General features: G+C 32.8%; 13 protein-coding genes and 2 tRNA genes. All 15 read left to right on the top strand.

Annotated elements, in window-relative coordinates; translation table 11 throughout:
* Positions 1-57: 57 nt before the first annotated feature.
* The 15 genes from CD035_RS08775 (at position 58) to CD035_RS08705 (ending at position 14,753) form a co-directional block, all read left to right on the top strand.
* Positions 58-132, top strand: a tRNA-Gln gene (locus CD035_RS08775).
* 4 nt (positions 133-136) lie between these two features.
* Positions 137-209, top strand: a tRNA-Lys gene (locus tag CD035_RS08770).
* Between the two features lie 186 nt (positions 210-395).
* Positions 396-1,301: an arginase gene (gene rocF / locus CD035_RS08765; RefSeq protein WP_048541307.1), complete on the top strand. Its 906-nt coding sequence runs from the start codon at positions 396-398 to the stop codon at positions 1,299-1,301.
* Positions 1,302-1,443: 142 nt separating this feature from the next.
* Entirely contained in the window at positions 1,444-2,250 is an 807-nt protein-coding gene (gene cdaA, locus CD035_RS08760) for a diadenylate cyclase CdaA (protein ID WP_025907437.1), read from the top strand.
* Positions 2,251-3,186 (top strand): CdaR family protein, encoded by a 936-nt coding sequence (locus tag CD035_RS08755; RefSeq protein ID WP_048541305.1) that lies wholly within the window; start codon positions 2,251-2,253, stop codon positions 3,184-3,186.
* Between the two features lie 21 nt (positions 3,187-3,207).
* Positions 3,208-4,560 (top strand): phosphoglucosamine mutase, encoded by a 1,353-nt coding sequence (gene glmM, locus CD035_RS08750; protein ID WP_048541300.1) that lies wholly within the window; start codon positions 3,208-3,210, stop codon positions 4,558-4,560.
* Between the two features lie 471 nt (positions 4,561-5,031).
* On the top strand, positions 5,032-6,834 hold the full coding sequence (gene glmS, locus CD035_RS08745) for a glutamine--fructose-6-phosphate transaminase (isomerizing) (RefSeq protein ID WP_048541298.1): 1,803 nt from the start codon (positions 5,032-5,034) through the stop codon (positions 6,832-6,834).
* Positions 6,835-7,194: 360 nt separating this feature from the next.
* Positions 7,195-7,497 (top strand): metal-sensing transcriptional repressor, encoded by a 303-nt coding sequence (locus tag CD035_RS08740; protein ID WP_048541296.1) that lies wholly within the window; start codon positions 7,195-7,197, stop codon positions 7,495-7,497.
* A gap of 13 nt (positions 7,498-7,510) precedes the next feature.
* Entirely contained in the window at positions 7,511-9,895 is a 2,385-nt protein-coding gene (locus tag CD035_RS08735) for a heavy metal translocating P-type ATPase (protein ID WP_048541293.1), read from the top strand.
* Positions 9,896-10,138: 243 nt separating this feature from the next.
* On the top strand, positions 10,139-10,747 hold the full coding sequence (locus CD035_RS08730; protein ID WP_048541291.1) for a DedA family protein: 609 nt from the start codon (positions 10,139-10,141) through the stop codon (positions 10,745-10,747).
* A gap of 22 nt (positions 10,748-10,769) precedes the next feature.
* Positions 10,770-11,219: a GNAT family N-acetyltransferase gene (locus CD035_RS08725; protein WP_048541324.1), complete on the top strand. Its 450-nt coding sequence runs from the start codon at positions 10,770-10,772 to the stop codon at positions 11,217-11,219.
* A gap of 133 nt (positions 11,220-11,352) precedes the next feature.
* Positions 11,353-12,138, top strand: a complete 786-nt coding sequence (locus CD035_RS08720; RefSeq protein ID WP_048541289.1) for a VOC family protein — start codon at positions 11,353-11,355, stop codon at positions 12,136-12,138.
* A 104-nt stretch (positions 12,139-12,242) separates the two neighbouring features.
* The gene (locus CD035_RS08715) at positions 12,243-13,022 is read left to right on the top strand and encodes an ABC transporter ATP-binding protein (protein WP_048541287.1); all 780 of its coding nucleotides are present in this window, start codon (positions 12,243-12,245) and stop codon (positions 13,020-13,022) included.
* Between the two features lie 76 nt (positions 13,023-13,098).
* A complete protein-coding gene (locus CD035_RS08710; protein ID WP_048541285.1) occupies positions 13,099-13,953 on the top strand; it encodes a Cof-type HAD-IIB family hydrolase in 855 nt (284 codons plus the stop codon).
* Between the two features lie 143 nt (positions 13,954-14,096).
* Positions 14,097-14,753 carry a haloacid dehalogenase type II gene (locus CD035_RS08705; protein ID WP_048541283.1) on the top strand — a complete coding sequence of 219 codons (657 nt, stop codon included), beginning with the start codon at positions 14,097-14,099 and terminating at the stop codon, positions 14,751-14,753.
* Positions 14,754-14,774: the final 21 nt, after the last annotated feature.

Raw genomic sequence — 14,774 nt, 5'->3', positions numbered from 1 at the left:
ACTGTAAATCCGCTCCTTCGGGTTCGGCAGTTCGAATCTGCCCCCCTCCACCATCTTTGGGCTATAGCCAAGCGGTAAGGCAACGGACTTTGACTCCGTCACTCGCTGGTTCGAATCCAGCTAGCCCAGCCATTAAGAGCCATTAGCTCAGTTGGTAGAGCATCTGACTTTTAATCAGAGGGTCAGAGGTTCGAATCCTCTATGGCTCATATGTAAGAGACATTAGTTAATCTAATGTCTCTTTTTTTATTGATGAAAATATGCATAAAATGATGTATATACGTATAAATATTTGGAATATATTAATATTATCCATAAACCCTTATATAGCTTGATGTAAGTGTTTACATATACTAGAATATAATAGTAATGCAAATTAAGGGGGATTTGAAATTATGAAAAAGAACATTGAAATAATCGGTGCACCAACTGCTTTTGGTCAAAGGAAATTAGGCGTTAATTTCGGGCCAGATGCATTGAGATATGCTGGTTTGATTGAGAGAATAGAAAATATAGGTCATAATATCATAGATAAAGGTAATGTTGAATCACCTATTATAGATATGAAAAAATATAAAAGCGAACAAGAAGGTTTAAGAAATTTAGATGAAGTGATTTCATTTTCAAATAACTTATATGAATCCGTAAATGAAACAATGAATAATGGTAACTTTCCTTTAATTTTAGGTGGAGATCATTCGTTATCAATTGGATCAATAGCTGGTATCAGTAAACATTATAGTAATCTTGGGGTTATTTGGTATGATGCACATGGAGATTTAAATACATTAGATTCTTCACCGAGTGGTAACATTCATGGAATGCCATTAAGAGTCTTATTAGGTGAAGGTAATGATGAATTAATGAATATCGGTGGTTATAAGAATAAAGTAAAACCTGAAAATATCGTTCTAATTGGTATGAGAGATTTAGATGATGGTGAGAAGGAATATATTAAAAAATCAGGCATACGTACATATACAATGGCAGATATAGATAAACTTGGCATGAATCAAGTTATATCTGAAACGATAGATTACTTAAAGGATAAAACGGATGGTGTACATCTTTCATTGGATGTTGATGCATTAGATCCAGTCGAAACGCCTGGTACGGGCACAACAGTACCGGGAGGCGCAACATATAGAGAAAGTCATTTAGCTATGGAGTTACTTCATGAGTCAAACTTAATTGTATCTGCTGATCTAGTTGAAGTAAATCCTCTTATCGATGAATATAATAAAACGGCTCATCAAGCAATTGGATTAATGGGATCATTCTTTGGAGAGAAATTATTATAATTGACAATCATGGATAAAATATACTTTAATAAAGAAGTCTCTTTTATAGAGGCTTTTTTTGTTTTATATATAATTAAATTAACAATATATCTCAAAAATTGTTATAATAAGCACTAGGTAAATGAAACACGGAGGAGATACTATGCAGTTACCTGACATTTTTGGTGAATTAAGTGCCTTAAAAGTTATAACAGGTATACTTGATTTAATTATTGTATGGTATGTATTGTACTTAATTATAACTGTCGTTAAAGGTACAAAAGCGATACAACTATTAAAAGGTATATTTTTCATCATAATTGGTAGAACAGTAAGTAATTTTTTGAATTTGACGACTACTACGCTTTTATTTGATTTTGTATTGCAATGGGGATTTTTAGCAATCATTGTAATATTCCAACCAGAGTTTAGAAGAGCGTTGGAACAATTAGGGCGAGGAAGTCTATTTAAACGAGTAAATGTAGCGACATCAGCAGAACAAGAAAGGTTAACTGATAGTGTTGATAAAGCTGTTCAGTATATGGCCAAAAGAAGAATAGGTGCATTAATTGTATTCGAGAAAGAAACTGGTCTTCAAGACTACATAGAAACAGGGATACCTATTAATGCTGATATTTCTCAAGAATTACTCACAAATATTTTTATTCCAAATACACCATTACATGATGGTGCGATGATTATACGTGAACAAAAAATTGCTACAGCAGCAAGTTATTTGCCGTTATCTGACAGTCAAAAAATTTCTAAAAGTTTAGGGACGCGTCATAGAGCAGCTGTAGGAATTTCAGAAGTATCAGATGCTTTTACAGTTGTAGTATCAGAAGAAACAGGTTCAATATCTGTAACAATTGATGGTCGGTTAAGAAAAGAAATATCAAGTGAAGCCTTTAGAGAGTTACTAGTTGAGCATTGGTTTGGTTCTGTTCAAAACAGAAAGGATGTGAAGTAGATGCTAGAATCTAAATGGGGTTTACGTTTTGTAGCTTTAATTTTAGCGCTACTCATGTTCTTATCTGTGAATAATGTGTTCGGTAGCTTGTTTTCAGAAAATGCTTTGAAAAGTTCAGATCATGTAATAGAAGATGTTCCGGTAGATACAATCTATAATACAAAAGAATTATATTTATCTGGCGCACCTAAAACAGTAGATGTAAAAGTTTCTGGTCCACAATCAACAATATTACAGGCTGAAAAATTATTGAATTTTAAAGTAGAATTGGATTTGAAAAATAAATCAGTAGGACAATATAAAGAAAACTTTAAAATCAAAGGACTAAGTGATGAACTTAAAGCGACAGTTGTGCCTAAAAGCGCAAATGTAACGTTACAAGACAAAGTTTCTAAAAAATATCCAATTGAAGCAGAGATTAACCAAAACAGAATTGCTTCTGGATATGAGCTAGTAGGAGAAACTGTTAATCCATCACAAGTAACAATTACAGGTGGACAAGAAGAACTTAATAAAATTGCTTATGTTAAAGCTACTTTAGATGAAACGAAGCAATTAACAGATGATACGACCGAAAAAGCGGGTATCAGTGTGCTTGATAGCAATTTAAATAAACTTGACGTTCAGATTAGACCAGATACTGTTAACGTAAATATTAAAGTTGCAAGATCTAGTAAAACTGTGACATTAAATCCTGTTACAAAAGGTAGTGCATCTAAAAATATAAATATTGATGATATTACTTTAGATAAAAACGAAGTTAAAATATATGGTTCGAGAAACGTGCTTGATGGTATAGGATCAATAGATGTACCTGTCGATATTTCTAATGTTGACGGTGATACAACTAAAAAAATAAATCTTAGCTTGCCTGATGGTGTGGACGAAGCAGAATTTAAAAATGTTGAAGCAAAAATAGAAACTTCTAAAAACTAATCGAATTAAAGGAGAATTATAATGGGCAAATATTTTGGTACAGATGGTGTTAGAGGTGTAGCTAATTCAGAGTTAACACCAGAAATCGCATTTAGATTAGGTAGATTTGGTGGTTATGTATTATCGAAGAAACATGGTAGTGAAAATCCTAAAGTATTAGTAGGTAGAGATACACGTGTTTCTGGGGAAATGTTAGAAGCAGCTCTAATCGCAGGTCTTTCATCAATTGGTGCAGAAGTCATGAGATTAGGCGTTATTTCAACACCAGGTGTAGCTTATTTAACGAGAGAAGTGGATGCAGATTTAGGTGTTATGATCAGTGCGTCACACAATCCAGTAGCTGACAATGGTATTAAATTCTTTGGTCCAGATGGTTTCAAATTAACGGATGATGAAGAATTAGAAATTGAAAACTTATTAGATTCTACAGAAGACAATTTACCAAGACCAACAGGTAACCAATTAAATCATATTTCGGATTACTTTGAAGGTGCACAAAAATATATAAGCTATATTAAATCAACTGTTGATGGAGATTTAGATGGATTGAAAATTGTCCTAGATGGTGCACATGGTGCTACTTATTCTCTTGCGCCATATTTATTCGGTGATTTAGAAGCAACTAGCGAAACAATTGGTTGTAAGCCAGATGGTTATAATATTAACTTAAATGTTGGTTCTACACACCCTGAAGAATTAGCAAAAGCTGTTATTGAACATGGTGCAGATCTTGGTTTAGCTTTTGATGGTGATGGGGATAGAATCATTGCTGTAGATGATAAAGGACAAATCGTTGACGGTGACCAAATCATGTATGTGTTAGCTGAAGATATGGCACAAAATGGTGAATTAAAAGATAACATGGTCGTTTCAACAGTGATGAGTAATTTAGGTTTCTATAAAGCACTAGAAGAAAAAGGCATTAAATCTAACAAAACTAAAGTTGGAGATAGATATGTTGTAGAAGAAATGCGACGTGGTTCTTTCAGCCTAGGTGGAGAGCAATCAGGTCATATCGTTATGATGGATTATAATACAACTGGTGATGGTTTACTGACTGGTGCGCATCTTGCAAGTATCGTTAAAAGATCAGGTAAAAGTTTAAGTGACTTAACAAGCAAAATGAAAAAATATCCACAAAAATTAGTAAACGTAAGAGTTTCTGATAAATATGGTGTTGAAGAAAATGCTAAAGTTTCTGAAATCATGACTAAAGTTGAAGTTGAAATGAATGGCGAAGGTCGCATATTAGTAAGACCATCAGGTACTGAACCACTTGTACGTGTAATGGTTGAAGCTAAAACAGAAGAAGATGCTGAAAGATTTGTTAACAGTATTGCAGAAGTAGTAGAACAAGAAATGGGAATTGAATAAATATATTATTAATCTGAGACAACTTTTGTATGTCTCAGATTTTTTGTTTTATTTATTACAACTGTTATTATTTTATTTTTATGAGAAAATTGCACTAAATATAGTATTATAATTGCACAACTTACAATTTCATTGTAGAATGAAGAGAGCTTGCTTAAGGAGGATTGTGAGGTTTATCGAAATAAGGAAACTTATAGCGCCTGAACAAAGAGTATACACGATTGAAGAGGCACGTATAATCAGATACATGCTGAATGAGTGTTATGAACTTTGTTGACGAGGAGGATAGTTATCGAATTATCGGCGGATGCTATCCCGGATGTGGCCCATTCGAAGTTCAATGTTTAAAGCATATAGGTGACTGTATGTCCAAAGACATTGAAATAGCCATAAATTGAACAGAGTATTGAAAGCGACTAGACTAAAATTTTAAAGTCTGACCGCTTATTTAAAATTGGAGGAATTTTGATTATGTGTGGAATAGTAGGATATATAGGTACAGCAAATGCTAAAGAATTATTACTTAGAGGATTAGAAAAATTAGAATATAGAGGTTATGATTCAGCTGGTATTGCTGTAAGAAACGAAGAAGAAATTAAAGTATTTAAAGAAAAAGGAAGAATTGCTGAATTACGTAAAGCAGCTTCTGATGACTTTGATGGAAATATTGGTATTGGACATACACGTTGGGCAACTCACGGTGTGCCAAACTATGAGAACGCTCACCCTCACCAATCAACATCTGGTCGTTTCACATTAGTACACAATGGTGTCATTGAAAACTATGAACAACTTAAAAATGAATTCTTATCAGGTATCACTTTTAAATCAGATACTGATACTGAAGTTATTGTTGAATTAATTGAACACTTCTCAAACGAAGGATTAACTACAGAAGATGCTTTCAATAAAGTATTATCATTATTACATGGTTCATATGCATTAGGTTTATTAGATGAACAAGATGCTGACACAATCTACGTAGCTAAAAATAAATCACCATTATTAGTTGGTATCGGTGATGGATTTAATGTAATTGCTTCAGATGCAATTGCTATGTTAGCTGTAACAGATACTTATAAAGAATTAGTCGACAACGAAATTGTTATCGTAAAACGAGATGAAGTGATCATTAAAGACCAAGAAGGTAACGTAATTGAAAGAGATAGCTATAAAGCTGAAATCGATGCTTCAGACGTTGAAAAAGGTACTTATGATCACTACATGTTAAAAGAAATTCACGAACAACCAGGTGTTATGCGTAACATTATTCAAAACTACCAAGATGAAGAGGGTAACCTTAAAATCGATAAAGAAATTATTGAAGATGTTGCACAAGCAGATAGAATTTATATCGTTGCATGTGGTACAAGTTACCATGCTGGTTTAGTAGGTAAAGAATACATTGAAAAATGGGCAGGCGTTCCTACCGAAGTACATGTAGCTTCAGAGTTCGTTTACAACATGCCTTTATTATCTGAAAAACCATTATTCATCTTTATTTCACAATCAGGTGAAACAGCAGATAGCCGTGCAGTATTAGTAGAAGCTAAACGTTTAGGTCACAAAGCATTAACAATTACAAATGTACCAGGATCAACTTTATCTCGTGAAGCGGATCATACGTTAATTTTACACGCTGGACCTGAAATCGCTGTTGCATCAACAAAAGCATACACAGCACAAATCGCAGTATTAGCAATTCTTTCTCAAGTAGTTGCGAATGCACATAACAAAAATACTGGCGTAGATATTATTCCTGAATTAGCGAAAGTAACAACTGCAATCACTGCAATTGTTGACGATGCGCCTAAAATGGAACAAATTGCTAAAGATTTCTTAGAAACAACACGTAACGCATTCTTTATTGGACGTACAATGGATTACTATGTAGGTTTAGAAGGTGCATTGAAACTTAAAGAAATTTCTTATATCCAAGCAGAAGGTTTTGCTGGAGGAGAATTAAAACACGGTACAATTGCATTAATTGAAGAAGGTACTCCAATCATTGCATTAGCTACACAAGAAAAAGTTAACTTATCGATTCGTGGTAACGTTAAAGAAGTTGTAGCACGTGGTGCTAATCCATGTATTATCTCTATGGAAGGTTTAGAACACGATCATGATACGTATGTAATACCACACGTTCATGAAATGTTATCACCACTCGTATCAGTAATCACATTACAATTAATCTCTTACTACGCTGCATTACACAGAGGTTGTGACGTAGATAAACCACGTAACTTAGCTAAATCAGTTACAGTTGAATAGAATGATATTAAACATCTGAGCAACTCGCTCAGGTGTTTTTTTATGTAAATTTTGAATATATTATATACGGATAGGCGTGTATGATGACTTGTAGTAACAAAAGTCCGGGGAAATGTAACTAAGGCAGTCTATAGTAACAAAAGTCCGGGGAAATGTAACTAAGGCACCCCATAGTAACAAAAGTCTGAGGAAATGTAACTAAGGCAGTCTATAGTAACAAAAGTCCGGGGAAGTGTAACTAAGGCAGCCCATAATAATAAACTGCCGTTATTCAACATCTCATTACAAATTTTTTGAGCTTTTATATTGAAAAATATACTATAGGGGGGTATAGTATAAATAAAGAGAGGACGTGATTGTATGAGTGAATATTTACATGAACATACTGTAATACCTAGAACGAAAGAGGAAAAAGATAAAGTGATCAATAGACTTAAACGTATTGAGGGTCAAGTGCGTGGTATTCAAAGTATGGTTGAAGAAGATAGATATTGTGTGGATATATTAGTACAAATTAGTGCAATACAGTCTGCTTTGAAAAATGTTGGACTTGCGGTAACGGAAAGACATATTAAACATTGTGTGACGGATGCTATTCAAAATGGTGAAGGTGAAGAAATGATTGATGAATTGATGAGTGTACTTAAACAATTTTCTAAGTAAGGAGGTAAACGAAATGAGTGAATCTAAACATGTTACTGTTGGTGTAACGGGTATGACATGTGCAGCTTGTTCCAATCGTATTGAAAAAGTGTTAAACAGAATGGATGGCGTTGATGCTCAAGTGAATTTATCGACTGAGAAAGCATCCATCACTTTCAATAATGACGCTACAAATTTATCCGATGTAACAAATAAAATTGAAAATCTCGGATACGGTGTCTTAACTGAAAAGGCTGAATTAGATGTTTATGGTATGACATGTGCAGCATGTTCTAATCGTATCGAGAAAGTACTCAATCGACAAGAAGGCATTACACAAGCAACAGTTAATTTAACGACTGAACAAGCTAATGTTGAATACAATCCTGAAATAATAGATGTTAAAAGTATCATTAATAAAATTAAAAATTTAGGCTATGACGCTGCTACTAAAAGTGATGTTCAAAATAAAACAACGCATAAAGAACAAGAAGTACAGAAAATGAAAACTAAACTTATTATTTCTGCTATTTTATCATTACCACTTTTATTAACGATGTTTGTGCATTTATTTAATATGCCTATGCCTCATATCTTAATGAATCCTTGGTTTCAATTTATATTAGCAACACCTGTTCAATTTATAATTGGCTGGCAGTTCTATGTTGGTGCTTATAAGAACTTGAAAAATGGTGGCGCTAATATGGATGTTTTAGTGGCATTAGGAACAAGTGCAGCATATTTTTATAGTTTATATGAAGCTATCAAAACAATTGGTAATCCATCTTATATGCCGCATTTATATTTTGAAACAAGTGCAGTGTTAATTACTTTAATCTTGTTTGGTAAATATTTAGAGAAACGCGCTAAAAGTCAAACAACGAATTCTTTATCATCTTTATTAAATTTACAAGCTAAAGAAGCAAGAGTTATTCGTGATCATAAAGAGCTCATGATACCTATTGATGATGTCGTTGTCGGAGATATTTTATACATCAAACCAGGTGAAAAGATACCGGTGGACGGTATTATCGAAAAAGGACGTACATCAATAGATGAATCTATGATTACAGGTGAATCTATTCCTGTTGAAAAAACGATAAATGAAGAAGTCATTGGTTCAACGATTAATAAGAATGGTTTAATTCATATTAAAGCAACAAAAGTAGGTAAAGATACGGCACTGGCTTCTATCGTTAAAATTGTAGAAGAAGCGCAAGGATCTAAAGCCCCTATACAAAGATTAGCGGATGTTATTTCTGGTTATTTTGTTCCGATTGTTGTTGGGATATCAATCTTAACATTTATTGTATGGATAACATTAGTGGATCCAGGTCAGTTTGAACGTGCATTAGTAGCAGCAATTGCTGTGATTGTCATTGCTTGCCCATGTGCGCTTGGATTAGCTACGCCAACATCCATTATGGTTGGTACGGGTAAAGCTGCCGAGAATGGCATATTATTTAAAGGTGGCGAACATTTAGAACGTACACATCAATTAAATACAATTGTGCTAGACAAGACTGGTACAATTACAAAAGGTAAACCTGAAGTTACGGATTATACTGGCGACTTAGAAACACTCAGTCTTTTAGCAAGTGCAGAAAAAGGATCAGAACACCCACTTGCTGAAGCTATTGTTGCATATGCTACAGAACAAGAAGTCGCATTAAATGATGTAGACGACTTTGATGCAATACCTGGATACGGTATTCAAGCTACTATTCAGAATAAAGAAATATTAGTGGGTAATCGAAAATTAATGGTAAGACATAGTATCGAAACGAAAGATTTTGAACAAGACATGTCCAATTTAGAATTAGAAGGTAAAACAGCTATGTTAGTTGCTGTGGATCGTACATTTAAAGGTATTGTCGCAGTTGCGGATACGATTAAAGACAGTGCACCAGAAGCGATTAAAATGCTTCAAGAGGAAGGATTAGAAGTCGTGATGCTTACAGGTGACAACGAAAGAACAGCTCAGGCTATCGCAAGTCAAGTAGGTATTCAAAAAGTCATTTCTGAAGTATTACCAAATGAAAAAGCCGATAAAATTAAAGATATTCAAAGTAATGGTAAAAAGGTTGCAATGGTCGGTGATGGTGTTAATGATGCGCCAGCGTTAGCAATATCAGATATTGGTATCGCAATTGGAACTGGTACGGAAGTTGCGATTGAAGCGGCAGATGTAACAATTCTTGGTGGAGAATTATTACTTATTCCTAAAGCGATTAAAATAAGTCATGCAACAATTAAAAATATTAAACAAAACTTATTCTGGGCATTCGGCTATAATACGGCAGGCATACCAATTGCTGCAGTAGGTATCCTAGCACCTTGGGTTGCAGGTGCTGCGATGGCATTAAGCTCTGTAAGTGTCGTCACAAATGCATTAAGATTAAAAAAAGTTAAATTATAAATACTCATTCACACTCATATATAAATGGGTGTGAATTTTTTTATGAATCATTTTATTGTAAAATAAAAAGTAATGACAATGCATATAAATATAAATTGTCATGTTCATACTTAAGTCTTACACTTATTCAGCAACATATATTATATAATTAAGTTTCATCATTATGTTTTATTTATTATTATCGAATGTTTATATTTACAAAGCAATAAAAAGAGAAAGATATCAACTTAAAGGAGCAAATCAATGGAGAGTTGGATTACAAGTGTAATGGAACAATTTGGCTATTTTGGTATTGCCTTATTGATATTATTGGAAAATGTTTTCCCACCCATACCATCAGAGGTTATTTTAACATTTGGAGGTTTCATGACCACTAAGTCAGATCTAACAGTCTTAGGTGTAGTCGTTGCATCTACAATAGGTTCTGTAGGCGGTGCTGTCATATTATATTGGATTGGTCGTATTCTAAATGTTGAAAGAATCGAAAGAATTATCGAGAAATGGGGTAAATATCTTAGGTTAACGAAAGAAGATGTAAGAAAAGCAGATGCTTGGTTCGATAAATATGGACCATGGACTGTATTCTTCTGTAGATTTATTCCACTTATTCGAAGTTTAATATCCGTTCCAGCTGGTATGAGCGGTATGAATCAATGGTTATTTTTAGTATTAACGACAATCGGTACATTGATTTGGAATTTAGTATTAGTACTGGTAGGCGCTAAAGTAGGAGATAATTGGCATCAAATCGTCAATTATATGGATGTTTATTCTCACTTTATGTATGCAGTCATTGCAATTGGTATAATTGTATTTATCATTTGGTTTATTAGAAAGAAGAAAGTTTCATAACTTAAACAATGAAGGTGATACAATGATAACTTTATGTGAGCAGTTAAATGATAGACATTATGAATTATTAGCTTTAGCAGATGAAAATCAACATGCTGTTAATGATTATGCTACTAGAGGACAAGTATATGTTTATCAACAAGATCATCAAGATATCGGAATTGCAGTTGGGTTATTAACGAGACCTAATACATATGAATTAGTTAATTTAGCAGTTGATCCACATTTTCAAAATCAAGGTATAGGGAAATTATTAATTGACCATATGATTAATGAAGCGAGAAATTTACATTGTCATACTATAACTGTAGGAACAGGTAACTCAAGTATAGGGCAGTTGAAACTTTATCAACAAGCTGGATTTAGAATGAAATCAATAGATATTGATTATTTTGTAAAGTATTACGAAGAACCTATCTTTGAGAATGATATACAATGCAAAGATATGGTGAGATTAGAAATGGAATTGTAATAAAAGGACCTATACGGATTCAATTTTAAATTGTGTCGTATAGGTTTTTTTGCTTTTTGAAACAAACTAGTATACTTTTTATAGTATATAAAGTATACTATTATTTATTAATAAATAAGAAGAGGTGCAAGTTATGTTTCATGGTAAAGATGCAAATTTAGTAAAAGGCATTACATTAAATGTTAAAAATTTAGAAAAAATGACTGTATTTTATGACAGTATTTTAGGTTTAAATATAAAAAGTAAAGATGATAAGCAAACTGTATTTGAAATTGGTAACTCAGGTCATACTATTACATTAAATTTATTAGTGGATGGTAGAGAACCAAGTATGAGAGAAGCTGGATTATTCCATCTAGCAATATTATTACCAACAACTGCCGATTTAGCTGACTTTTTATTACATGCTTCAAGATTAAATGTAAGACTTGGCGCTGGGGATCATATCGTGTCAGAAGCATTGTATTTAAATGATCCAGAAGGAAATGGTCTAGAAATTTATAGAGATAGAGATCCAGAAACTTGGGTATGGAATGATGGAAAAGTTAATATGGATACACTTGAAGTAGACGCAGAAGCATTAGTCCAACATGTTTCAACTGAAGGTTGGAATGGTATGCCTGAAGGTGCTAAGATTGGCCACTTACATTTAAAAACAAGCAACATCAATGAAAGCAAAGATTTCTATACTGATACATTAGGATTAAAAATTGTTGTAGGTAATTTCCCTAATGCATTATTTATGTCAACGAAAGATTATCATCACCATATTGCGATTAATACATGGCAATCTAATAAAAAACGTGAAGATTTAGATCATAGTTACGGACTTGCTAATATCGATATGCAAATACCGAATAGAGCATCTGAAGTATTGATTTCGCCAGATGGATTAAGATTCGATATTAATCCAGAATAAGCATGATAAAATTTAGCCTTCCTGTCCAATCACCTTTAATATAAGAGATGTTTCATGTACAATAAGTGAATATTCTAAATTCTTATATTAAAGGGGATGTAAGTATGCTTCTTGATTTGAAACATATTAATTGGATTAGAGAAGGTAAATACATATTAAAAGATATTTCTTGGGAAATAGTAGATGGAGAACATTGGGTGTTATACGGACTAAATGGTGCAGGTAAATCTACTATTCTCGATATTATTAACGCGTATACTGCTCCATCATCTGGGGAATTTGAAATACTAGATATGAAACAAGGAAGACCAGGTTATTCAGCAGATGGCATTAGAAGACAAATAGGTTATGTTTCGTCATCTTTATTTAAGAAAATGAGACAACAGGACAATGCTTTTACAACAGTCATTAGTGGTGCTTATGCGTCAATTGGTGTTTATGAAGAACCTACTGAAGAAATTAAAGAAAAAGCGAAACATATTTGTGAAACACTAGGTATTACACATTATATAAATAGAAGGTTTGAAACGCTATCACAAGGTGAACAAACGCGCGTATTAATAGGTAGAGCATTAATGTCTGAACCGAGGTTGCTCATTCTTGATGAACCAACAAATGGATTAGACTTTGTAGCGCGTGAAGATCTGTTAGAAAGAATTGAGTATATCGGACAAGATAGTGATGGACCAACCATTATTTATGTGACACATCATTTAGAAGAAGTCTTACCAATCTTTAAAAACATACTTTTATTGAAAAATGGTGAAGTATTCAAATCAGGTAATATTCAAGCGCTATTAAACAGTGATAATATGAGTAACTTATTTGGAATTGATGTAGATGTTGAGTTTAAAAATAATAGACCAATTTTATCTAAAAAGTAACATGTATTTAAAAAAATTGCCTTTACGCTGTGAGCATGAAATAATAGATATTGATAAATGATATGGAGGATTCAACATGACGAATCAAGCAGTTTTTTTAGATATGGACGGGACAATTTTAAATGAAGACAACAGAGTCACGAATCATACAAATGATGTTATTCAAGAAGTTAGACAAAAAGGCATTAAAGTATTTATTGCGACAGGAAGAGCATATGATGAAATTCCATATTTAGTACCAGAGAACTTTGAAGTTGATGGTATCTTATCTTCAAATGGAGCAGTAGGATATATTAATGGAAAAGAAATATTTAAACACCAACTGCCTATGGAAACAGTGCGTAAACTTGTTGATTTAGCAGAACAACATCAAATTTATTATGAGTTATTTCCATATTATAAAAATCGTATCGCCTTAAAACGTGATAAAACGTTATTACTTTCTGAAATCCAAACAGATGAATTAGGTGATGTAGAACGTAACGAATGGAAATCACGACAAGAAGCTTTAAGTGAAAAAATCAATTGGGTTGATGATATACCTAAAGATGCTTATTCTAAATTTTATTTCTTCAAAAAATACGAATCAGAAATTAAAAAATGGGAAGAGCTTATCGTACCAATGAAAGAAGAATTAGATATTTCAATATCTCATTCAACAACTTGTAATTTAGAAACAATGCCTATAGGTGTTAACAAAGCGACAGCTATTCAATCGACTTTAGACTATTTAGGAATTGCAGAAGATACTGAAACATTTGCGATTGGTGATAGTGATAACGATAGACAAATGCTCGAGTTTGTAGACAATCCAATTGTTATGAAAAATGCACCTGATCATATTAAAGCGTTAGGTAGTGAAGTTACGAGACGTACAAATGTAGAAAATGGTGTCGCTGACTTTTTAAGTCAAAAGTTTTTAATTAAATAAATCAATTTATGAAACCATGTCCGATTTGCGGTGACATGGTTTTATTGTATAAACTAAAAATATTGTCAGCAATATATTTTGTGTGATTGTTTTATATACATTTGGATATAATATAATGAGTGATGTTTTAAAGGGGTGATGAAATGATTAAAACAGTTGTATATGATTTATATGGAACACTTGTTGATATAGATAGTGTAAGAGAAAAATGTGAAAAGTTATTCCCGGGAAATGGAGATAGGATTGCTAAAGCATGGCGATATAAATTAATTGAATATACACATGTGAGACAATTAGTGGATGAATATAAACCATTTAGTAAAGTGATTCGTGATTCACTTGAATATGTGCTCAGTAGAAATGATTTTGATTACTCATTGAAAGAAATTAACGAATGTATGGCAGCATATAATCAATTAACGCCATTTCCAGATGTCGCACATACATTAAAAGAACTATCAGAAGTCGATCAAATAATATTTAGTAATGGCAATAAAAACATGATAGAACAAGTACTAGATTATTCAAATATCACGAGTTACTTTAAGTTTATCTTGTCTCTTGAAGAGTTTGGCGTGTATAAACCAGATTCTAATGGATACGCATTGCTAGAAGAAAATATTCCATATAATAAAGATGAAGTACTATTTGTATCATCAAATAAATGGGATATTGTTGGTGCACAAAAGTTTGGATTTCAAACGGCATGGGTTAATCGTAATTTTAGTGATTTTGAATATATAGAGGTTAAACCCGACTTTGAATTACAATCCTTATATAGTATTAAAGATTTAATATAATAAATAAGGCGCTCAATCTAT

Origin of the sequence: Mammaliicoccus sciuri, assembly GCF_002901825.1 — a bacterium.
Taxonomy (GTDB): domain Bacteria; phylum Bacillota; class Bacilli; order Staphylococcales; family Staphylococcaceae; genus Mammaliicoccus; species Mammaliicoccus sciuri.
This window is presented reverse-complemented; position numbering and strand designations above follow the sequence as displayed.